The sequence below is a fragment of the Mechercharimyces mesophilus genome, assembly GCF_059818345.1.
The window spans coordinates 400,812-423,479 of sequence record NZ_JCBAPH010000001.1 but is presented as its reverse complement, the minus strand read 5'-3'; the positions used below and the strand labels follow the sequence as shown (position 1 = coordinate 423,479).

The window sequence follows — 22,668 nt, the reverse complement described above, 5'->3', positions numbered from 1 at the left end:
CTACAATTCCCCATTCCACTCAATATCTCGTGTCGATGCCTCCGTCAAACCCTGCTGATAACGTCGCCCAAGCCGCCACAACTCAAACCCTGCTGCTCCTTGATAAAAAAAGGGAAGCGGATCTCGCCAGGAAAAGAGAACATCCTGGGAATGCCATATCGCTTTCAGCCAATCCCATCCCTTCTTCTGTTGATACGAAGACCACAGCCCATAGGAAAGCATCGCGGTCATCATCATTTGTGGACGAGAAGTTCTCTTGCGCTTCACAGTCATCCCCTGGGTAAAAACACGATCCAATTGGTCATTAACCGTAAAGAGATGAACGCCACTGGTGGCACGTGGATTGCATTCAATGGGATAGAGTGCACCATACGAAGTCTCGACCAGATCAAATGAGATCTGACCGGTAAAAGATTCCGCTGCCACCACCTGCTTCACCCATTGTTCCGTCTGAACAGATGAATAAGGCTGATACTGGATTCCTGCACCCAAACCTGCCGTATACTGCGGGATATAGGCTGACTGCGCCAATACTTTTCCTTCCTGTGCCACCGCATACGTGCAGATCGGACGGCCTTCCACGAAGGTTTGTAGTACCCATGGATTGGCTTCGCTAATGGAAAGGGAAGAAAGCGTAGCAGACCCTTCCACTTCTTCTCCATGAAGAAACACGACCTGTGATCCAAAGCGGGAGAATACAGGCTTCAACACCATTTTGTGCTGGGGGTGCTGTCGTAATCGTTCCCATAACGCCTTCTGCGATGTTACACGCCACGTCGCTGGCACCTCCAAGCCCATGGAAGCCACACGCTGAATAAACTGTCCTTTATCGTGAAGGGATTGTAGTTTCTCCCTGTCATCTACCCACACTTCACAAAGGCCTGCGAAACGTTCTTTGCCCCAAGCCACATAAAGCGTCTCCTCACAGGTTGGAATCAGCAAGTCGATGCGTTCCTCTTCCACCTTTTGCACCAGTGTATTTAAAAACCCTTCCGGATCCTGTTTAGGTGGAGGCACGATAAAGAACTTATCTACCGCCCGTGACGCCCGGCATATTGGATGAGAAAGCGATTCTGCCACCATCACCTGATGACCCACTTGATGAAAAAGGCGCGCCAACTCCAACGTGACGGGGGCACGCCCTCCGGTAAACAGCACCCGCTTGCCTACTTGTCTTTTAGTAGACAAGCACCATTCCCCCTAACGAAAGGCCTGCTGACGTTCCCAGGAGGAAGAGACGATCCCCGCGCTGAATTCGCTTTTGCTTTATCGCCTCATACAGCCCAATGGGAAGGGAAGCGGCGATAATATTCCCATGATTGGACGCTGTCTCCCACCATTGATCTTCAGCGATACGCAGGCGCCTACGCATGATCCGCATGGCCATCATGCTCGCTTGGTGGGGAATTACTAAATCGATATCTGACAGTGACAGTGAGGCGGTATCCAGTATTTTCTCAACTAAGGAAGGTAACTTACGTGCTGACATTTTAAAGATGGCTTCGCCATCCATATCAAACAAGTAATCCTCTTCATGTAGCTCTCCGTGATACGAAATTGGATGATAACGAGATCCACCTACGCGAATCTCCGATAGGTGCGCTCCCTCACTATAGGTTTCCATAGCGGAACTTAAAATAGCAGAAGATTCCTTTTCTCCCGTAGGTCCAATAACCGCCGCTGCCGCACCATCACCAAAAAGGGCACTGCTCTCCTTGTGCTCCCAATTGAGACCGACAGACGCCACCTCGGAGGCTACAAGTACCACATGGCGGTACCTGCCCGCTTCAACCATATAGGAAACAGTATCCATTCCTGTCAGAAAACTTAAACATGTCGCGTTTATATCAAAGGAGGGAATACCGTATGCTTGCTCACCCAATTCTTTTTGGATCAGGGCAGCCGTACAAGGGATTGCTTGCTCCGACGTCCCACTGGTACAGATGATACAATCCACTTCTTCGATTGTCAGTCCTGCCTCAACCAGCGCCTCATCGATCGCCCGCGCCGCCATGAAGGAAGCCGTCTCTTTTTCATTGGCAAAATGACGGACCTGCACACCCGACTTTTTTGCCACCCATCCAGGTTCTACTCCTAACCTTGCTTCCACTTCTTCTGCGTGCACAACACTCTCCGGTAGATACTTCCCCATGCCCATGATGCGAATCTTTCTCGGTTGCATAAAGGCCCTCCTCGTTTATCCCCTCATAGTTATTGTCATTATACACCCAATCAGTTTGATCTCTCTATAAAATAAGAATCTTATTTAATATTTGTATTTATATGTGAAAGGGAAGTATCTCATTTATTTAATCTTTTAAAGAAGGGAATTCAGTATGTAGGAAACGAAAAAATAAAGGGAGGATACGGGCCATTATGAAATGAAGCAGCCCACACTTATCAGGAAGCTTATCACTTGAAGATGTCCATTCTATTGTCCTGAAACAGATTGCGGTAATGTCAGAAGAAAGTCCTTCGCGTATATCTTATAATCCAATTAACTCAGGGAAAGTCCCAATAAAACCAAGAAAGAGCCGATAGACAGGACATTTGAACCTCGACTCTTTCCTCTCTCATAGTAGTGGGCGAACTACAAAAGTTCTCTTCCTATATCAATCTCTTTCACCCCGGTATTGGTAGCCACTCGGATAACAGTTGCCTTCTTATGCTGGAGAGCATAAAGAACAGTCGCCTCCAGTTGAATTCTTTGTAGTAACTCACCATTCTCTTTAGCAAAAACAAGAATCCTGCCACCAGGAGCGGTACAGACAACTCTATCCTGCAAAAAAAGAACTTTTCCTGCATAGCCGTTCTTTAATGTCTCTTCGTACTGCTGAAAGCCTTCTGGTAATAACTCCTCATTTAGGTGAACCTTCCATAACAGATTATCATCATCTTTTGTAATATCAGCCACAGCAATGGTTCCCAACCCTAAGGACCTTGTTTCCGCCTCGCTATCCCACACAGTACTAAAAACAGCTATCAAATACTCACTCTCATGAAAGTCCATACTGGTGACCACATTGCGGAAGCGTAGCCCCATTTCATACGAATCAACATACCCTAGAACATTTTCATTCTCTTCTACGGACTGAATCACAAGCTTGGCTTGCTCGTCCATAAAGTAAATAGGTCCGGATCCGCCCCCATCACCGCCGTCATTCATCACACATATGCGTTTATTATCTGGAGAGATTTTGACGTAGACCAACTCTTGATATACATCTTGCGGACAGAGGTGATCCAAGTCGACTCTCCTCTTCGTCGGCAAGTGATAAAGGAAGAACCCCCGAATCGATACACCTAATAACCACTGTCCATCCTGTGAAAAGGTTATGGAGACGGGTGTCACGTAATAAGTATTATCTGAGCTCTGTCTTACCCGATAGGTAAGTATATCGATAAACTCCAAGGTACTTGCATCACGAAGTTCAATTCCATGTACTTGTGGTGAAACAAGTGCGAGAAGCTTACCATCGGTTGAAAGTGCCCAATCATGGTGATACGCTGCACGTGTTTGCACAACCTTCTCTACAACAGGTTGCCCTGCTAGACGAACCTTAGCCATTCTGCCACCGTGAAGAGATACATAGAGGAGATTCTCCTGAGGGTGTAGAACAGGGCGGATCACCTTACATGGCGAGGGACACTCGAAGTAATAGAATTGTTCATAGTTTTGGGGTTCCACTGCCTCAGATTGGAGTCGAAGAAGATCTTGCTCAGTCAGCTGATCCCAATTTTTTAATCCCTTCTGCTCGTGTGCCCATATCTTCTCAAAAAGTGCTTGAGTACACGCAATCTGAGCTGGAGTACATCCATCCTTATCCTTGGCATGTGGCGATGCCCCCTGCAACAATAAATAATCGACCAATTCTTCATTCCCTTGGAGAGCCGCTAGATGTAACGGCGTATAATGAAAGATACTACGAACCTCCAGATCCGCTCCGTTTTCTACAAGAAAAGACACATAGGAAAGGGGCTTGTTCTCATAACAAGCAAAGTGAAGGGGAGCGAACCCTTTGTCTCCACGCAAATGTGAGAGGGATGCCCCCAATTGTATAAGCGTACGAGCTACCTCCATGCGATCGAGAAATAGGGCAGTCTCTACCGGTGTGAACTTGGCTCGGTTCTCCTCATTCAATGGCCATCCCCATTCCACAAGCAGGCGGGCAATATCAGTCGTTCCAGCGCAATGCAGGAGATCAGGAGCAGATTCTATCCAACTAGCGATCCCGATTTCTGATGACTCCATCCATCTATGTAATGCATCCACCTCTCCACGCGCACAGATTGTATAGAGATTCTCTTGTTCATAGGACTCATATTCTGACGATACGGGGCGTTCTCCTTTTGCATTGTATATCGAACAAGAGGCACCATGATCCAGTAAAACCTTAATCTGTTCTGATTCTTTTGCTTTATGGAGAGGGGTATCACCTTTATGATCTTGTTCGTTCGGATCGGCTCCAGCTTCCAACAACCAACGCGTCAATGTCGCTGATCCCGAATAATGTAGCGCTTTCCTCTTCCGATAAGGCTTCCCAAATCGATTGTAGGCAATAAAGGTGGTATGTACCCCAATCTCTTGGTCAATGAGATACTTCACAGTAGGAAAACGATACTCTTCAGATAATTCCCAATCACCTGATAGAGCGCGGGTTAGCATCCCTCCTCTGGTTTTAATTCCGGATTCAATCAAGAACCGGATCATTTCCAAGTTGTACGTTTTTATCGCTACAAAAAGAACATTCTCTGCTTCCTTATCTTCCTTGTTCAGATCAGCTCCCTGTGCCAGTAAAGCTTGAATAACTTCTAAATTCTCCTCTCTTGCCGCATACATGAGAGGGGTTTTTCCTTGATCATCCGGTAAATCTACCTCCATACCAGCTTCCACTAATAGATTGACCATTTCCACTGACTGAGCAAAGTGAAGCAGGGTAGCATTATCTGTAAAGCGGGCTTGAAGAAGTGCCGATCGATCCACTTTAATAGATTCTTTCATGTCCATAATCCGATCTTCTTTGCAACTAGCAAGAAATAAATCAGTTGTTTCCAAATAGGTTAGCCTCCTTAGATATCCCTTGCAAAAGAACATATAATCATATAAGTATACTGTATTACTAGGCTGTTAGGGAGAAATATCCTATCGATTATTTCCATTATTGAGTCCCATTACAGACCCCACAACTGATAAAAGGTGTAGAGTATTAATTCCGATCTGATAATCGAGAAAGATTGTTCACCGTTCCTGTCGAACTCCACCCCTTTCTTGTATTACAATAGACCAAGAGAACACCTTAGGAGTGATAACATATGCGCAAACATATTCTCGTCCCAACAGACGGATCACAAGATGCGAACCTCGCCTTACAAGAAGCCATTTCTTTTGGCAAATCACTCAACGAAAAAATTATCCTCCTTCACGTCCAAGTAAGCATGAGTACTTTTCACACCCGTCGCTTCTTTAATGAAGCAGAGATTCATGAATATGAGAAGCAACTAAGTGATGAAGCAATCGCCCCCGCCTTAGCAATATTAAAAGATGCTGAAGTGGAATATGAGGTAAAGGTGCGTAACGGGGACCCCAAACAACAGATCATGGCCGAAGCAGAGGAGCAACAAGTGCGTACCATCGTGATTGGTGCAAAAGGTCAAGGTGCGGTTTTAGGGTCGTTACTGGGAAGCGTTAGTCATGGTTTGGTTCAACACTCTCCCTGCCCGGTCATGGTCGTATCCCATCGCCATGCAAAAAAATAATTCTTTCCACGAAAGAATATGAAGTGTTTACTATTCTATACAAGAGAAAAAAGAAGCAGGATGCTAGAGAACCGCTGTTAGTTCTTAGCATCCTGCTTCTCGTTTGTAGAAGATGATCCATCATACGCGAACCATGCACAGACAAATCGAAACGCCACTCTTTATTGCAGATGCTTCAGTTTATCCGGATTGAGAACAAAGTAGAGCTGACTAATTTGCTTGCCTGCCATGGTTAGCGTACAGACGCAGTATGGCTTTTCGTCTGCATAAAAGAGGAGTCCTGGATCTCCATTCACGGTGGTTACCTGATACGTGTACTTCCCCGTAACCTTGCCCTCAATACCAAATAGATACGCCAGTACACGCTCAAATGTTCGAATCGGGCGTGTAGCCGCTGTTACTTTGCCACCACCATCTGCATAGACGACAATCTCTTTCGACAAGAGTTCAGCCAAAGAGTCCCGATCCCCCCTTTGTACTGCTTGAATAAACCGACTTACCACCTTCCGGTTATCTTCTTGCATGCTCGCACGACGGTCCTCTTCTTTCTGTTCTCTGTTCATTTTTTTCTTTGCACGGCTATAGAGCTGCCGGCAATTACTTTCCGTTTTCTCCACCATTTCGCTAATTTCATCATAGCGATATTGAAACACCTCACGAAAAACAAATACCAACCGCTCGGCGGGTGTCAATTGTTCCAGCAAACGTAGATACGCGATCCCCAGATACTCGGAAGAAATCGCCCGGTTTTCAGGTGAATCTAAGGGTTCGTTGGAAATAAGAGGCTCAGGTAACCACTCTCCTACATAGGTTTCTCGCTGTTTTTGTGCAGACTTTAAATAATCGAGACAGCGATTGGCGACCAGTTTACATAGATAAGCTTTCTCATTTTTAATTTGCTGCCAATCCACTTTATTTAATGAGGCAACGAGTACATCCTGCACCATATCCTCTGCGTCCATCACACTTCCCGTCATTCGATAGGCAATGGAATACAAAAGTGGATGATAATGATCATACAAGGAGTGAATCCTTTCCATGGCGACTCCCTTCTTTACAATCATGATTAACAACCTCGGCCGCTGCCTTTTTCCCGCTGCTTATCGCGGCATCCGATAGTAATCCTTCCTCAAACAGCCAATCCCCTGCAAAAAATAGTCCGGAAATTTCGTTCAGCCTCCTCTTCTCCTCTTCCACTTGCTGTGCACGTTCAACCGTGGCCAAGCCTTCTGAAACAAGGATGTGTGGAAGATAGCGTTGTGTAACGACCTCTTCTTTCCATCCTGGCTGGAGTAAGTCTAAAAAGGCCGTCATCTCTTTGTCGTGACCTTGGCGCGGTTCATCGCCACGAAGATATTTAAACACATGAATCACCACATGGTTAGGGTCCTCTGTTAATTTTGCTACCTTCGAGTGATTGGAATAATAAAGGGGCTGATCCATGCCCATGGCGAAGGAAATATTCTTTGGCAAGCGTTTGAGTACAATATCCATACTAGCTCCGTAAATCGGGGTTAACTGCTGTGCCACATGAGCAATCTGATCCACTTGCGGATGATCCCCTAGTAATATCGCGGTTTGCCGCGGACCAATCGTAGACAGGATATATTTTGCTTGAAGCATGTGATCGCTGTCCGTAGTAAGTTGAAAAGACGGATACTCCCCACTGATACCAACAACCTTCGTGCCCGTTAACACCTGGACCCCTAATTTTTCTGCTTCCTTAAGCAAGGATTGAACAACGGTCCCCCACCCTCCATCTACATAAAGAACACCTGCCGTTGAGCGCTGAAGTTGTTTCAGCATGATCCCTGCACTCATCCGCTCTGGTTGGTTACTGTAACTGGATAATCGACAGAGGGCGTAAAACAATCGTTCCACGTTTTTACTGGAGATGTTGGCTTCTACCCATTCTGCAACGGCAGACGCTCGCAGCGCTTCGGTATCTGCATGTGAAATACTGCTCATCAACTTCGTAAACGCTACCTTTTCCCTCACGCTAAATAGCTTTGTCTTCAATAAAGAACGAGCGGAAGCAGGAAACGAGTACATTTCTTTTTGTAATACGGCTTTTCCTTCAATACTGGGAGCTCCTCCCTGTAGAGAAATATTTAGCTCACGTAATATTTTCAAACCTGCTCCTTGATTAAAGAAGGCATGGGGACCCATGTTAAGAAAAGCCCCGTTACGCTCTTGTGTCTGTGCTCTGCCTCCCATGTGCTCTGACTTCTCACACAGAAGAACGTTCAAGCCGGCTTTAGCCAGATAAATGGAGGCTGTCAAACCAGCCAAACCTCCACCCATAATCACAACATCTTTCGCCTGTACTTTGTTCATATCGAATCTTCCTCTCGTATCACTAGTAAAGTTTGAGCCTGCTCCAAAAGGTTATCCATTGAAAAATGAAAAATGAAAAATCCTTCCGTGCACCTCCTTTACAAATATGACGAGGAAGGGAGTCTCCTTGTGACAATCGTAGCTCAAAAAGTGAATTTCCTCTTCCAAACCCTATCCCCCTTTACAAACCGACGGTCGGTTTATATAATGAAAGAAATTTTCCCCATTCTTTTTGAGAGGAGACTCACTATGAATAAGCAGACCAAGAGCACACCTACCAAGCAACTCTTAATAAGTGCTACAAAAGAGCTGGTGCAACAAGTAGGCTGTAGCACTCTCACCACGCGTAACATTATGGAGAAAACCGGCCTTTCCAAAGGGGCGATCTATCACTATGTAAAAAGCAAAGATGAGCTTCTATCTCTTGTTTTAATGGAAAAGATGGCAGAAGTAAATGAGCGCTTCCAATCAGAGGTGGCAAGTGGCAAGAAAGAATTCGCCGCACCTTTAGAGCAAATTATGAAAAACGCCACTTACTTGCAAGATCCCAGAGATGTGACCAACCAAATCTTACTTTACTTGCTGAGTAAAAAAGATCAACCTGAAGTGAATGCTGTCATTCAACAATATCACAAGCAAGCGGTTCACTTATCTCACCAATGGATTGCTGCGGGACAAGAACACGGAGTAATTCCCTCTACCATCGACGCCAAAAAGATTGCCGATCTATTTCAACTCATCTCTTATGGATTGCGTGTACGTAGTACCATTCAAGGCATCGAACCTTCATTTGATGCGCAGGATTTCACCCAGCTCATTGCTAGATTGCTACAAGGGGAAGAGAGTCCTTCATAAAAAAACCTTCCCTAAGCCATTGGAAGACGCTACCCCAGTTGATTCTAAATAATAATGGTAAAGGAGTGCTCTTCATATGAGTGGACTCTTGTTTCTCCATATCCTTGGCATCACTCTTTTTCTCGGCAACATTCTTACTGCTGTCTTTTGGAAAGTAAGCGCAGACCTTGTAGGAAATCCGCCAATCATGCATCACACCATGAAAAAGATCATGCTGGCTGATTGGATCTTCACCTTACCGGGTGCCCTCCTTCTTTTTGCTTCGGGTCTGGCGATGGCAGAAGAAGCTGGCTGGTCCCTTTCCCATTGGAATTGGCTTACCCTATCCTTACTCTTATTCGCTTTGACCACTCTTATTTGGCTTGTTCTATTGCTACCCATCCAACGAAAGCTCATTCGTCATAGTGCTCTGAGCAAAAATCCATCTCATTTACAGTCGTACAAGAAAGCTTCTCGTTACTGGATGATCTTTGGGTTCATCGCTATTCTTCTGCCGCTCGCTATTTTGTACTTCATGATCGCAAAAGGTTTTTAATATAGAATAGGAGGAAAGTTTATGGCACCATTTATTCTGCTTGTTGGCTCCTTTCTTCTCTTTCTCCTGACCGGATACACACTTGGGTGGCCACTTGCCGAATGGCAGTATTCGCTTCGTTTGGCTGTTGCCCTCATGTTCCTCTTTACAGCTGGTGCCCACTGGGGCAAGCGAAGACCTGATCTAATCCGTATGGTTCCTGCTAAACTTCCTTCCCCGGCCTTTTGGGTAACCCTCACGGGAATCTTGGAAATCATCGGAGCGATTGGACTGCTCATCCCGCCCGTCTCCAACGTTGCTGGCATCGCACTCATCTTGCTTCTGATTGCCATGTATCCCGCCAATGTACGCGCCGCTCGTGAGCCTATCACGTTGGCAGGAAAACCAGCCACTCCTTTGTTTCCACGCACCCTATTGCAATTGATCTTTCTTGCCGCAGTAGGGCTCTCTCTTTGGGGTTAGGTGAGGAGGTGGCTGGGTAGGATTTAGCCTCACCAGCTCTTCTTCCCCCGGCAAGCCAGCAGAAAAAGAACTCCTGTAATCTCTTCTGCATGAAAACGTCGAAGAGATTCTGGCTAACTGATCATCATTCGCCAAACAAAACAGCCGGCAGTTTATCGCCGGCTGTTTTGCTCGTACCATTTCCTCTGTTATTTCATCATATATTGAAGCTCCTCAACCTGTCACCACTTGATCAAAGCGGGCAAATTGTGTCACCAGTTGGCTAATCGCCGCCAACAGAGCCAAGCGATTCACCCGTATAGCTTCCTCTTCTGCCATGACCAAGACATCGTCGAAGAAGCGGTGGATAGCCGGTACCATCTGCTCCAATGCCCCATACATGCCCGCGGCATCACGTGTACTTGCTCTCTTCTCAAAATCTTCCTTCGCCTTCGTATACACATCAAACAGCTCTTTTTCACTTTCCTCCACCAAGGTTTCTACTTGTACAGCTGTATTCTTTCTTCCTTTGGATGCTAGATTGGCCGCACGGGTGAAGCCTTCGATCACGTCTTTAAAGGAAGGTTTTTGTACGGCATTCATTAAGATGTGTGCTTTCGTAAGAACCAAACCTGGATCACAGATATCGCTCTGTAGTACGGCATCGATTACATCGTAACGAATTCCTTCTTCTTGCAAGACTGTTTTTTGTCGTGTCAAGAAGAACTCATGGATCTCTTGTTTCAGTTCTGAGACTGGACGCTTAAGGAGCCCGCAATCAGAGAGTGCCTTGATCGTAGCCCCGTTCAGTTGCTTTAGCGTCAACTTCGGCGAATCAAGATGAAGCAATAACTGCACGATTCCTGCCGCCCGACGACGCAAGCCATATGGATCTTGCGATCCGGTAGGCCGCAAACCAATGCCAAAACAAGCGATGATGGTATCCATCCGATCCGCTAATCCCAGCAGGGCACCCAAAGTAGTGGTAGGCAAATCATCTCCTGCAGAACGAGGGTAATAATGTTCCCGAATGGCTATCGCCACATTTTCCTCTTCTCCTGCCTTACGCGCATAATCTTCTCCCATCATCCCCTCCAACTCAGGGAATTCATCCACCATCAAAGTAGACAGATCAAACTTCGAAATCGTCGCTGCACGTGCCAACTGGGCTTTTGCTTGTTCATCTAGCCCCAAAGCATCCGCTAAGCGCCCGGCAATTTGTCCAATGCGCTGCACTTTCTCTCCAATCGTACCCAGTTCTTCATGGAAAACCACCTGATTCAATCGATCTACGGCCTCTGTGATGGGTAATTTTTGATCTTCTTCATAGAAGAAGCGTGCATCCGCCAGACGTGCGCGTAGTACTTTCTCATTTCCCTTGGCAACCACATCGAGTGAAGTGTCATCCCCATTGCGAACCGTCACAAAGAAAGGTTTGAGCTCTCCATCTGGCGATTCTACAGGAAAGTAACGTTGATGCTCCCGCATGGTAGTGGTCAGCACCCGCTTTGGTAAGGAGAGATACGCTTCATCATAGCGACCAGACAGCGCAGTCGGGTATTCTACCAGGTGGGTCACTTCTTCCAGCAATCCCTCCTCGATCGGGATCTGCCATCCATGTTGCTCTTCCAAGGTGGCTAGCTGTTTGCGAATCAGAGCTTGGCGCTCATCCACATCGGCAAGTACCCACTGACTGCGTAGTTTTTCAACATATTCATGCGGACGAGCCAATTGCACTGACTCTCCCAGAAAGCGGTGCCCTTCTGTAGTGTTTCCTGCCGTATGTCCAGCCCACTGCGCTGGAATCACTTCTTCTCCTAATAAGCAGACCAACCATTTGACTGGACGGATAAAGCGCATCCGTCCCGTTCCCCAACGCATCGTCTTGGGAAAATGAAGGCTACTGCTAATCTCACCCACGCCGGCTTTTAGAAGATCATGCGTCTTTTCCCCTCGTTGGTGAATATGAGCAAAGACATAGGTTTCCCCTTTGTATTCTTTAAAGGTAAGTTCTTCAGGCGTGAGTCCTTGTTTGCGGGCAAAACCTTGCGCCGCCTTGCTCCACTCTCCGTCTTCGCTCAAGGCGATGCGTTTCGCCGGTCCTCGTACTTCTTCTTCACGATCTGGCTGCTCAGTAGCTACTTGCTCCACATAGACCGCCAACCGGCGGGGGGTGGCATAGGTGATAATGGAGCCGTGCTCCAGTCGATGATTGCCGAGCCACTCCTTCACCTTATGGGATAACTGCGTACGCGCTCCTTCCACAAAGCGTGCCGGAATTTCTTCGCACCCAATCTCCAACAATAGATCCGCCTTACTCATCACGATCACCCTCCTTCAACAACGGGTAGCCTAATTTCTCTCGTCCTTCCACGTACGTTTTCGCACAGTTACGGGCCAAGGCACGCACGCGTCCTAAGTAGCCTGTACGCTCGGTCACACTGATCGCTCCACGAGCATCCAACAAGTTAAAGGCATGCGAACATTTCAGAACGTAGTCATAAGCAGGCAGAACCAACTCAGCTTCCAATGCGCGTTTCGCCTCAATCTCATATTCATCAAACCAACGGAACAAACGAGCGGAATCCGATAATTCAAAGGTATACTTGGAATGCTCATATTCCGCTTGCTTAAAGATATCGCCATACGTATAACCCTCTACCCATTCCAGGTCAAATACATTTTCTTTGTCCTGCAGATAGGAAGCGAGTCTTTCCAAACCGTATGTGAGCTCCACGGATACTGGATCCGCTTCCAATCCACCCACCTGCTGAAAATAGGTGAACTGCGTCACTTCCATGCCATCTAGCCAAACCTCCCAGCCAAGTCCGGCCGCACCCAGAGCTGGATTTTCCCAGTTATCCTCAACAAAACGAATATCATGATGACGTGGATTAATCCCGAGCGTGCGCAAGCTTTCTAAGTAGATTTCTTGAATGTTATCTGGTGAAGGTTTGATAATCACCTGAAACTGATGGTGCTGATACAGGCGATTTGGATTATCCCCATACCGTCCATCTGCTGGACGACGAGAAGGCTCCACATAAGCTACCTTCCACGGTTCTGGACCCAATGACCGCAAAAAAGTCATCGGATTCATGGTTCCCGCACCCTTTTCAACATCGTAGGGATTGGTGAGAATGCATCCTTGTTTCGCCCAAAAGGATTGTAGGTTCAATATCATCTGTTGCATGTTCACACGATCCACCTCCAATAAATACGTAAAAACCTCCCGTTCCTATAGAAAGATGCCTTTCCATAGGGACGAGAGGTTTCCCGCGGTTCCACCCTAATTGACTATGTAGATGGTTGGTGAAGGTTGAAATCCCTCTCACCACTTGCCACACACAGCCCTCTTAAGTGCCAGACGCTTCGGACTGCCATTCATCGGTTCTGCTTGCTAGGCTTTCACCTTCCCTAACTCGCTATAAAGCAGATGACCCACTACTCCTGTCCATCAACACGTCGCTATGCTTTTCTCCATGCATTTATATATATCAAATGAACGGGCTATCTGTCAATATTAGCACTTAACTCTTCTCTTTCACGAGTACCTCAGGATTATCAAACCTTCGTTACAGATGAATAGGTATAGACTGAGTCAGAACCCTGCAATTCTCCCACTACTTCAACCCCATAATGCGCATAAAAAGGGGATAAACAGTAACCCTCATTATATTAACATAAGTAATACTTTTAAGAGTTTTTCACTCGATTTATCTTGAACGCTACAAGTCCAAAAAGTACCATGAAACGAGTACTTGTATACTTCCCATACAGCTTATAGAGGAGGATCTCACATGCCCTATAACAATCTTAAAATCACCAAAGGGGCTTCCCGTGCACAGAAAAAACAAATTGTAGAGGAATTTTCAAACACTCCCACACAAGTGTTAGGGAAAAAACCAGAACATACCCACATCGCCATTGAAGAGATTGACGAAGAAAACTGGGAGTTTGCCGGTATGTTAACCGATGATTTCCGCAGACTAACAGACGAAAATCAATAGCAAAAGCAAAGCCCCGTGACGGGGCTTATACAAAACAAACGAACGATGCTAATGATTTTACAACAACCCATCCCGGCGCATTGAATCCAAAAAACTACGCGATTTTATGTATACTTGGGAATACTCGTCGAAAAAGGCACGCATCACAGTCCGCAACTGTTCATTCGTCTCCGATTTGACGGTGACTTTACCCAGTCTTCCCGGCGGTACCTGCTGCAGCATCTGCAAGATACTACCTGCTCGTTCGGAGATCGGCAGGGCATGATGGTCGAAACGATGACACCGTATACACTGCATACCACCATGACGAATGCTAAAGCGATCCAAATCTTGCTCTCGTCCACAATGAACACAGCGACGCAGAATAGGACGGTAGCCCGCATGATCCAATAAAGCCAATTCCAACATGCGCGATAAGATTTCCGGGTCCGTCCCCTGCTCCAACTGAGATAACGTAATAACAAAACGGTGATACAATAGTGACTGAGGATCCTTCTCTGTCGTCAATCGATCCAGTAACTCCGCAAAATAAGCACCATACGCGGTCAGGTTTAAATCGGTTCGTATCTTCACATGGGCATCTTGCACATCCGCTTGCGACAACGTTGCCATTCCCGTTCCAGCATAATAAATGTATTCACCTTGCACAAATGGAAGACAAGCCGCTCCTAAGCGGCTCCCCATTTTCTTTGCCCCACGTGCCAGAGCAGAGATCTTGCCTTGCTGACGTGTGAAAATCGTCACGATTCGATTGCTTTCTCCATAATCTTGTGCGCGGAGCACAACCCCATCCGCTTTGGCCAACATGCACAAAAGCCCTTCCTACTCTTGAATTCCTCCCTCTTCCCTTTCCACGATCGGAAGCTCTTCTTGATCTACATCCTCATCAAGAGCTTCTGTATCTTTGTATAGTAAGTAGGCGTCGACACTGCCAGTCACTGCAAAAACATTCCACGAAAAGTTGCGCAACCAGCATCATCCTTTCGCATAATCGACTTCCTTCTTAGCATGACCCGGAAGGTAGGGAGTATGTTAGCGAAATTTTGTCAGGTATACCGTAAGGATTTTCCTAAAAGAAATCCTCTTACTTCACCCTCATTCAAACAGAAGAAACAATCCGTCGTTCTTCTATCTGCTTTTCCCGACGACTTCTATTCTTCGCGATAACCAAACTGCCGCAATAGATGTTGCTCGTTTCGCCAATCCTTTTTCGCCTTTACCCATAAATCCAAATAGACACGCGAACCAAGTAAGCGTTCGATCTCTTCCCGCGCTTTCCGTCCTACTTCTTTTAATAAAGCGCCGTGCTTACCGATGAGAATCCCCTTCTGGGTCTTACGCTCGGTAAAAATGGTACAGCGAATAAAGACGAGGTCTTTGCCTTCTTCCCGTCTCGTCATTTCGTCCACAACCACTGCCACCGAATGGGGAATCTCCTCATGCGTCAATTGCAACACTTTCTCTCTTACCAATTCACTCACAATAAATTGTTCGGGATGATCGGTCACTTGATCGGGTGGATAAAATTGAGGTCCTGTCGGCAACCGATCAAAGATCAAATTCATCAGGGAAGGGGTATTGTTCCCTTCTAGGGCGGAAATGGGAATTATCTCATCAAAGTCCATCAACTTACGGTAATGGTCAATAAGAGGAAGCAATTGATCTGGATGAACCCGATCAATCTTGTTCACCACCAAAAAGGTCGGTGTTTTTACTTGCTTCAAGTGCTCCATTATGTACCGATCCCCTGGACCCATTCCCTCTTCTGCATCCACCAGAAACAAGATGAGGTCGACTTCGCTAAAAGTGGCTTGTGCCATTTTCACCATAAAGTCACCCAGACGAGATTTTGGCTTATGAATGCCCGGAGTATCCAGAAAGATCACTTGGCCCTCGTCGGTGGTCAAAACCCCACGGATCTGGTTACGTGTGGTTTGCGGTTTATCTGACATAATAGAGATTTTCTCATCGAGAAAGTGATTCATCAATGTGGACTTTCCCACATTGGGTCGCCCGATCAAGGCGACAAATCCTGATTTATAATTTTCTTTTTCCTGCATTTAAATCTTCCTTTCCAAAGGCCCCTGGAAGCAACTCTGCTACGGTGGTCGTATGAGATTCTCCTTGTAGGTTACCCAAAATCACTTCCATATCAGGAGCACATAATTCTGTCATGACTTGCCGGCAAGCTCCACAAGGCGAGACCGGTCCATGGGTATCTGCTATGATCGCCATCTGCCGAAAGATTGTTTTCCCTTCGGAAACCGCTTTAAAGAGTGCTGTTCGTTCCGCGCAGTTGCAAAGGCCATAGGCCGCATTCTCAATGTTACATCCATGGATCACTTCCCCCTCCGATGTTAAGAGGGCTGCTCCCACAGCAAAACCTGAATAGGGAACATACGCACGCTTCCGTGCTTCTTTTGCCTCTTGCAATAAACGTTCTTCCATCCTACTTCCTCCTTCTAATGAAAAGTGCTTAACGAAAACTCCTAACATCTATCTCTGCGATTTATCCGTAAACAAAGCGTGTCTCCACTCCTCAGATTAACTGCAAGCCCATCATCGCCACAATAATCCCCAAGCCTGCACCTATCACAACCGGCCGTGTGCGACGGATGTTAAGGCGAAAGCGGGTATAGGCAATTAAAACCGCTAGGGTATATACCAAGAGGGCCACATAGAGCCTCGGAATCAATCCCACCAACAAGGTGGCAATACAAAAGGAGAGGGAGGTCGTCATGCTCGGCTCCCAAGCACTTTGTTTTTGACGAAGCAAGAGTCCTTTTAATAATAAAGTAAGAAAGAAGTCAAACACAAGAATAGCCGTAATTCGCATATCCAATGGCGTGCTAGAGTAGCGCCAAGCCGTAACGGTCAATGATTCTAAGTAAGGATAAAAAACGGAGATGCCGACCACCACAGCCAATCCCGCACAAAGCAACACCGCCCCCGCCGCTACATCTTTCGCTACTTTTGCGAGGGGATGGTACTCTTTGGTGACCATGTCTACCACAGCTTCTACAACGGTATTAAACAACTCCGCAACCAATACCAAAACGATAGTCAAAAACAATAACAGCACTTCTACTTTGTCGACAGGCAGACTGAGGCTTAAAAACAAGACAACAAGCGCAACCACAATATGGATGCGCATGTTCCGTTGGGTGACAAGTGTATACTTGAGCCCTTCAAGGGCAAATCGAAAGCTTTGGATTAATTTTGCAATCCACATCGAGTGACCACCCTATCTTTGCAGATTCACTTGTTCCAAAATGGCTTCTTGCCGTGTAAACATCTCCCGTTCCTCTTCTTCTGTCAAGTGATCATATCCCAATAAATGAAGAAAGCCATGCACGGCCAAAAAGCCGAGCTCTCGTTCAAAAGAGTGTCCATACTCTTCAGCTTGTGTACGTGCACGAGCTACCGAAATGACGATGTCTCCCAATAGGAGTGGTTCATCTGATGGGGACATCGCCTCGATTTCCCCCCGTTCCCATTGGGGAAAAGAGAGAACATCTGTCGGTCGATCCACTTCCCGATACTCCCGATTCAATTGGTGAATCGCTTCATCGTCCACCAGAGTAATCGCTACTTCCACTGCCGGTTTCTTCTCAATGGTGGCTGCTGCCGTCAAACAAGTTTCAATCCAACTTAGCACTTCTTTCTCGTCCTTCGTTAAGTGGGTCTCCACTTGTATATCTATGATGAGAGTCATGCTGATCTGCTCCTTTAACTAGCCGGGTACTCGATGCGCGAGTGAAAGATCCCATTTAAGGTTTCACATATGGATCGAGAGATCTGATCCAACTCTTTTAGTGTCAGATCACATTCATCAAACTGTCCATCCTGCAAACGATCTTGAATGATTTTACGCACCATTCCCTCAATCTTTGCTGGTGTGGGTCGTGCGAGCGAACGAACAGCGGCTTCCACACAATCCGCAATCCCTACGATCGCCGCTTCTTTAAATTGTGCTTTAGGACCTGGGTAACGATAATCCCCTTCTAAAACTTGGGCCCCATCCGCTTGTTTTTTGGCTTTATAGTAAAAGAATTTAAGTAAGGTTGTTCCATGGTGCTGTGCTGCAATATCGCGAATCGGCTTTGGAATGCGGTATTTAGCTAACATCTCTACTCCATCGCGCGGATGAGCCAAAATAATGCTTTTACTCAGGTTTGGTGATAGTTTATCATGTGGATTCTCCATATGCATTTGATTCTCAATAAAAAATTGTGGACGTTTGGTTTTGCCCATATCATGATAATAGGCTCCCACCCTCGCCAACAAACCATCCGCTCCGATGGCCTCAGCCGCCGCCTCAGCCAGATTGCCCACGATGATGGAATGATGATAGGTTCCCGGGGTCTGTACCAGTAGCTTCCGTAGTAGTGGGTGGTTTGGACTAGCCAACTCCAACAGTTTTAGCGGAGACAAAATATCGAACATCGCCTCAAACAGTGGCAACAATCCGATGGCCAATACCCCTGCAAACAGTCCTCCCGCCATTCCAAAACCAATGGATTGCAGGAGAAGGAGGGGATTTCCTTCTCCAGATATGAAGAAATAGTTGACCATGATCGGGAAAATACTCACAAGGGAGGCGACAAAACTCGCCTTTAACACTGATGTCCGATTGCGCGCTCCCGATAAGGCAAAAGCCGCTGCTGCTGAGCTGGTTAGGGCGACAAAACCATAGCGATAATCAAATAAGAGATGGTTCCCTTCATTGAAAAACACACTCGCCAACACGGAGATCATGAGCGCACTCCACAGAGCGAGCCGAATATCCAAAAGCAACGTAATCAGCATCGTCCCTAAAGCGACCGGAGCAACATAGCCAATCGCACTATATTCTAGATTTTGACCCAGTGCAACCACTTTCATGGACACACTCGTAAGGAGAAGAACAATTAAGAGCAAGGTGAGCTGTCCGTTGTCTTGATCAATTTCTGTATGAAAGCGCAAGGTATAGAAATAAAGTAGCAAGACCAATACGATGACAAGAAGCGCCAACCCAATATAAAGTTGTGGGTTATTTTCATCGCTTAAGAGGCCCAGTTCCTTTAGTTGGAGATATTGCGTAGCGGTAATCACATCTCCTTCTGAAACCAGGACCTCTCCCTTCTTGATCATGATGGGCTCCACACTTTCTCGCGCTGCCTCACGCATTGCTTCTGTGCGTTCTTCATCAAATATTTCATTGGGCACCAAATAATGATGGGTTAATTCACGGACAATGGAGCGAGCATTACTCTCCAGCGAAGAAGTTACGAGTAGTTCATCAACCCGCGACCGTTTTACCTGGATGTCTTCTTCGCTCCGTATACCATCTTGCATGGTTTGTTCCAACAATTGCAGGGCAACGACTTGAACCTCTGATAGTTGTCCTGCTTTCATCTCCGCCATTCTTTTATAGAAGGCTTCAGAAAAATTGGGGTACTTCTCTTCGATTTGCTGTTCTTTCTCTTCACTGCTCATTTCTTTATCCGAAAGGATGTTCTTTAAGTCAGCAAACAAGCTCTCCATCTTATCCAACTGGACTCCGGTGATCTCTTCCTCCAAGCGAAACTGCTTTTCCACCGATTGTGATGCTTGTTCTTGTGCTTCTTCTGTCGCTTTCTCGTTCACCTTCGTAAGCGGAGCGACGACAACCTCTTTACTTACTGATCCTTTTGATAAGTCATATTGCTCAGGAAAAATATGCCCCATCAACAGGGTAAAAAGAACGATCCCAAAAGTAGCATAGAGTAAAAAGCGCAGGCGACGACTTTGTCGCCAGCCTGCTGAGAAAGTAGGTTTTTTCTGGTTTCGTTGTGCTTTTTTCTCTGTCTGCTTTTTCAATTTAACCGACTCCTTAAGAGACTCGTCTTTCCCTTTATGTTTCACGCGCATATGCGTCAATTACACGTTGCACCAATGTATGACGTACCACGTCTTCCTGCGCGAGGTAGATAAAGGGAATTTCCTCGACCGCGTTTAACACACGCTCCGCCTCTTTCAGTCCAGATTGTTTCCCTTTAGGTAAATCCACTTGGGTAACATCACCGGTTACCACCATTTTCGAGCCAAACCCTAAACGGGTCAAAAACATCTTCATCTGTTCAGGCGTTGTATTTTGCGCTTCATCCAAGATCACAAATGAATCCTCTAGGGTACGCCCGCGCATATACGCCAAGGGAGCAATTTCGATCGCACCACGCTCCATTAATTTGGTCACCTGCTCCGTTCCAAACATGTGATACAAACTATCATAGAGCGGACGGAGATACGGATCTACCTTCTCCTGAAGGTCACCGGGTAAAAACCCTAAGCTTTCTCCAGCTTCTACAGCGGGTCGGGTGAGAACAATACGTTTCACTCGATTCTCTTTTAGTGCAGAGACCGCCATGACAACTGCCAAAAAGGTTTTCCCTGTCCCGGCAGGGCCAATACCAAAGATGATATCTGATTGCTTGATGGCACTCACATACCTTCTTTGACCCAAGGTTTTGACGCGTACAGATTTCCCTTTGTGGCTTGTTCCAATGACTTCTCCTAACAGTTCCAAAAGCTCATCCGCTAACCCTTCGCTAGCTAAACGGTAAGCATATACCATGTCTCGTTCGGTTAACGTAATCCCTTTGCGAATCAACGTCAGTAAAACACGAAAGAGGTTTTCCAATACCTCTACTTCTGCCGTCGATCCTGTCAATCTTAATTCGGCTCCACGAGTCACAATCTTCGCCTCTGTAAGTTGCTCAATTTGTTTCAAATATTGATCGTGTGGTCCGAACAGAGTCAAGGCTTCTTCTGCATTTTCCAATTGTATGGTTTTCTTCTGTGTGTTTGCTTGCAAATGGCTCAATCCCCTTGCAAGATAGGTTCTGGAGTCGCAATATTTTCTACGACATCAAAGTGTATCTTCATATAAACTTTACCACTGTCGACGCGATGGTGCAAAACTTTTTGTTCCAAAATCCGCCCTTCTTGTCCAATTTTTTCGTTTACATCTGCTTGTGCCTGTTCCATGCCCAGCTGTAGCGCTTCTTTCTCCGATAGTTCATGGGCTACCCAGTTCATTTCCAACCGTTCTTCTTTTACCCAGCCTAGCGGGATCCGTATGTTCCCAAATGTTAGTGTATGTAGATTGTGGATCGTTTCGTATTGCTCGTAGGGAACTTCTCCAAGAAAGGGTAGCTGGATCATGGAGTGACCAATATAGGGAAGATATGCTGTATCCCGCTTACCCGTATACACTTTTCGCTTTTGTGTCAGAGGAATGGTCACTTCGGAATCATACCAAACCTCCCCCCACACCTTTCCCTTGGCACCCACAATCGTCTGTGGCAAGCCATCATCTTCCGTGTTGCCATAAATGCCCGACACAAGGCGATCGCCTTTCTTTACCATGTCACGCACTTCTACTTCTGGACGCCCTCTCTCTACCTTCATCTGATAAATATAAGCATCCCGGGTCGCGATTAAATGGACGGGTCCCAGATCCTCTTCTCCTTCTTCTTTCCGAACGCTCTGTTTTTCTACCACAGTAATGATGGCTCGTGTTCCTTCCATCCGAAAGCCGACCCACGTGACTTGAGGCAACTCCCTGGTAAGCTCAAATTGAATATCATCATTTTCGGGCAAACGAAATTGGACTTGTCCCGGATAAATGCCCTGCTCACGTGCTACCTGTAATATTTCCTTCTGTGGAATTTGTTCATTCCCTTCCACTTCTACTTTCCATACAAAGGAACTCAGCAAATAGAGTAAGATAAAAAAAGCAGCCAATCCAATAAGAAACCCTTTCCTTCTACGCAATCGGTACATCAAAAAGGGCAGTCCTATCTTTTTCTTAATACGGATCTTGGTTTTTGTTTCTCTCAGTAAGGGACGCAATTGATAAAAATCTGAAATAGATACAACCAATTGCAGATGTTCGTCTCCCAACCAACGAATATTTTCTAGTTGCAGGCGAGACTTGCGGGCGCGATTAATGAGATAGGTGAGATGAGGGCCTCGACAATGGAGCACCACTCGTCCATGTAATTTGGATGCCACCTTCATCTCCCCCTTAGTCCTGAAACTGGATCTCTGTGATTTCCCCTTCAATGACGACTTCTTCTGGATAGATGCTGCGAATCATCAACTGACGACCTTGAATATGCAGCTGACCTTTTCCCAGCTTGAGGATCAAACTGGTACTACAAAAGCTTTCCACTTCCACATAATTCTCCACCCGCAGCTGCTGGGAACCCAGCATAAGAATACGCGGAATATTGGTCACCACATCTGACGGGACATCTAACCAATCTGCTGCCATCTTTTTGATTTTCCCACTCATACCACGCATAGTCCGAGCCCTCCATCTCCCTACCACCATATGCAGGGTAAAGAGGCTTTATGAGCAAAATCACAACAGCTTGATCTTGATGAATCGTTCGAGCAGGTATTGTTCTTCACGTTCTCTTCACGAAAAAGAACCCAAGCTTTCATCGACACACCGTGTCCGTAAGCTCGGGTTCCTAAGATTTCATTGATTGCTTGCTATTGTTGTTGTTCAGCTTGCTGAACCAGGCGTTTGGTGATCTCTCCACCAATCGATCCATTGGCACGTGCGGTTTCATCTGGACCTGGCTGAACACCAAATTCAGCAGCGATTTCTTCTTTGTATTGCTGTAAAGCAAATGCCGCACCGGGCACCAAGAGCTGATTGCTCCGTCTGCTACGCGTCTCTCCCATCGCCTCTCACCTCCT

At 46.4% G+C, this 22,668-nt stretch carries 23 protein-coding genes; 5 read left to right on the top strand and 18 right to left on the bottom strand.

Annotated features, from left to right (window positions below):
• From AC6RGY_RS02200 to AC6RGY_RS02190, 3 genes are all read right to left on the bottom strand, one after another.
• A complete protein-coding gene (locus AC6RGY_RS02200; RefSeq protein ID WP_499859393.1) occupies positions 1-1,188 on the bottom strand; it encodes an ATP-grasp domain-containing protein in 1,188 nt (395 codons plus the stop codon).
• Positions 1,178-2,182, bottom strand: coding sequence for a beta-ketoacyl-ACP synthase III (locus tag AC6RGY_RS02195; protein ID WP_499859392.1), 1,005 nt, complete (start codon positions 2,180-2,182; stop codon positions 1,178-1,180). The genes AC6RGY_RS02200 and AC6RGY_RS02195 overlap by 11 nt, the downstream gene beginning before the upstream one ends.
• Positions 2,183-2,590: 408 nt before the next feature.
• A complete protein-coding gene (locus AC6RGY_RS02190; RefSeq protein ID WP_499859389.1) occupies positions 2,591-5,056 on the bottom strand; it encodes an ankyrin repeat domain-containing protein in 2,466 nt (821 codons plus the stop codon).
• A 257-nt stretch (positions 5,057-5,313) separates the two neighbouring features.
• On the opposite strand from AC6RGY_RS02190, the gene AC6RGY_RS02185 reads away from it, so the two are divergent.
• Complete coding sequence (locus tag AC6RGY_RS02185) at positions 5,314-5,757, top strand: universal stress protein (protein WP_499859384.1); 444 nt, start codon at positions 5,314-5,316, stop codon at positions 5,755-5,757.
• 161 nt (positions 5,758-5,918) lie between these two features.
• On the opposite strand, the gene AC6RGY_RS02180 is transcribed toward AC6RGY_RS02185, so the two are convergent.
• Positions 5,919-6,797 carry an RNA polymerase sigma-70 factor gene (locus AC6RGY_RS02180; RefSeq protein ID WP_499859383.1) on the bottom strand — a complete coding sequence of 293 codons (879 nt, stop codon included), beginning with the start codon at positions 6,795-6,797 and terminating at the stop codon, positions 5,919-5,921.
• Positions 6,772-8,094: a protoporphyrinogen/coproporphyrinogen oxidase gene (locus tag AC6RGY_RS02175; protein WP_499859381.1), complete on the bottom strand. Its 1,323-nt coding sequence runs from the start codon at positions 8,092-8,094 to the stop codon at positions 6,772-6,774. Before AC6RGY_RS02175 ends, AC6RGY_RS02180 begins: the two co-directional genes overlap by 26 nt.
• A 249-nt stretch (positions 8,095-8,343) precedes the next feature.
• Between AC6RGY_RS02175 and AC6RGY_RS02170 the strand changes: the two genes are divergently transcribed.
• The 3 genes from AC6RGY_RS02170 (at position 8,344) to AC6RGY_RS02160 (ending at position 9,946) form a co-directional block, all read left to right on the top strand.
• On the top strand, positions 8,344-8,949 hold the full coding sequence (locus tag AC6RGY_RS02170; protein WP_499859379.1) for a TetR/AcrR family transcriptional regulator: 606 nt from the start codon (positions 8,344-8,346) through the stop codon (positions 8,947-8,949).
• 76 nt (positions 8,950-9,025) lie between these two features.
• On the top strand, positions 9,026-9,484 hold the full coding sequence (locus tag AC6RGY_RS02165) for a DUF2269 family protein (RefSeq protein ID WP_499859377.1): 459 nt from the start codon (positions 9,026-9,028) through the stop codon (positions 9,482-9,484).
• A 21-nt stretch (positions 9,485-9,505) separates the two neighbouring features.
• The gene (locus tag AC6RGY_RS02160; protein WP_499859373.1) at positions 9,506-9,946 is read left to right on the top strand and encodes a DoxX-related protein; all 441 of its coding nucleotides are present in this window, start codon (positions 9,506-9,508) and stop codon (positions 9,944-9,946) included.
• A gap of 213 nt (positions 9,947-10,159) precedes the next feature.
• Here AC6RGY_RS02160 and glyS read toward each other — a convergent pair whose 3' ends face one another.
• Both glyS and glyQ read right to left on the bottom strand, forming a co-directional pair.
• On the bottom strand, positions 10,160-12,247 hold the full coding sequence (glyS, locus tag AC6RGY_RS02155; RefSeq protein WP_499859372.1) for a glycine--tRNA ligase subunit beta: 2,088 nt from the start codon (positions 12,245-12,247) through the stop codon (positions 10,160-10,162).
• Complete coding sequence (gene glyQ, locus AC6RGY_RS02150) at positions 12,240-13,124, bottom strand: glycine--tRNA ligase subunit alpha (RefSeq protein WP_499859370.1); 885 nt, start codon at positions 13,122-13,124, stop codon at positions 12,240-12,242. The genes glyS and glyQ overlap by 8 nt, the downstream gene beginning before the upstream one ends.
• 601 nt (positions 13,125-13,725) lie before the next feature.
• Here glyQ and AC6RGY_RS02145 point away from each other — a divergent pair.
• A complete protein-coding gene (locus AC6RGY_RS02145; protein ID WP_499859368.1) occupies positions 13,726-13,935 on the top strand; it encodes a tautomerase family protein in 210 nt (69 codons plus the stop codon).
• A gap of 57 nt (positions 13,936-13,992) precedes the next feature.
• Here AC6RGY_RS02145 and recO read toward each other — a convergent pair whose 3' ends face one another.
• From recO to AC6RGY_RS02090, 11 genes are all read right to left on the bottom strand, one after another.
• Positions 13,993-14,742 carry a DNA repair protein RecO gene (gene recO / locus AC6RGY_RS02140; RefSeq protein WP_499859366.1) on the bottom strand — a complete coding sequence of 250 codons (750 nt, stop codon included), beginning with the start codon at positions 14,740-14,742 and terminating at the stop codon, positions 13,993-13,995.
• Between the two features lie 15 nt (positions 14,743-14,757).
• Entirely contained in the window at positions 14,758-14,904 is a 147-nt protein-coding gene (locus AC6RGY_RS02135) for a YqzL family protein (RefSeq protein WP_499859365.1), read from the bottom strand.
• Positions 14,905-15,086: 182 nt separating this feature from the next.
• Positions 15,087-15,995 carry a GTPase Era gene (gene era / locus AC6RGY_RS02130; RefSeq protein WP_499859363.1) on the bottom strand — a complete coding sequence of 303 codons (909 nt, stop codon included), beginning with the start codon at positions 15,993-15,995 and terminating at the stop codon, positions 15,087-15,089.
• On the bottom strand, positions 15,973-16,383 hold the full coding sequence (locus tag AC6RGY_RS02125; protein ID WP_499859362.1) for a cytidine deaminase: 411 nt from the start codon (positions 16,381-16,383) through the stop codon (positions 15,973-15,975). Before AC6RGY_RS02125 ends, era begins: the two co-directional genes overlap by 23 nt.
• Before the next feature lie 91 nt (positions 16,384-16,474).
• Complete coding sequence (locus tag AC6RGY_RS02120; RefSeq protein WP_499859360.1) at positions 16,475-17,167, bottom strand: diacylglycerol kinase; 693 nt, start codon at positions 17,165-17,167, stop codon at positions 16,475-16,477.
• Positions 17,168-17,179: 12 nt separating this feature from the next.
• Positions 17,180-17,650: an rRNA maturation RNase YbeY gene (ybeY, locus tag AC6RGY_RS02115; protein ID WP_499859358.1), complete on the bottom strand. Its 471-nt coding sequence runs from the start codon at positions 17,648-17,650 to the stop codon at positions 17,180-17,182.
• Positions 17,651-17,664: 14 nt separating this feature from the next.
• On the bottom strand, positions 17,665-19,776 hold the full coding sequence (locus AC6RGY_RS02110; protein WP_499859357.1) for an HD family phosphohydrolase: 2,112 nt from the start codon (positions 19,774-19,776) through the stop codon (positions 17,665-17,667).
• A gap of 34 nt (positions 19,777-19,810) precedes the next feature.
• Positions 19,811-20,770 carry a PhoH family protein gene (locus AC6RGY_RS02105; RefSeq protein ID WP_499859356.1) on the bottom strand — a complete coding sequence of 320 codons (960 nt, stop codon included), beginning with the start codon at positions 20,768-20,770 and terminating at the stop codon, positions 19,811-19,813.
• Between the two features lie 5 nt (positions 20,771-20,775).
• Positions 20,776-21,972 (bottom strand): sporulation protein YqfD, encoded by a 1,197-nt coding sequence (yqfD, locus tag AC6RGY_RS02100; RefSeq protein ID WP_499859354.1) that lies wholly within the window; start codon positions 21,970-21,972, stop codon positions 20,776-20,778.
• A 13-nt stretch (positions 21,973-21,985) separates the two neighbouring features.
• Positions 21,986-22,264 carry a YabP/YqfC family sporulation protein gene (locus AC6RGY_RS02095; RefSeq protein WP_499859353.1) on the bottom strand — a complete coding sequence of 93 codons (279 nt, stop codon included), beginning with the start codon at positions 22,262-22,264 and terminating at the stop codon, positions 21,986-21,988.
• A 194-nt stretch (positions 22,265-22,458) separates the two neighbouring features.
• Positions 22,459-22,653: an alpha/beta-type small acid-soluble spore protein gene (locus AC6RGY_RS02090; protein ID WP_499859351.1), complete on the bottom strand. Its 195-nt coding sequence runs from the start codon at positions 22,651-22,653 to the stop codon at positions 22,459-22,461.
• Between the last annotated feature and the right edge of the window lie 15 nt (positions 22,654-22,668).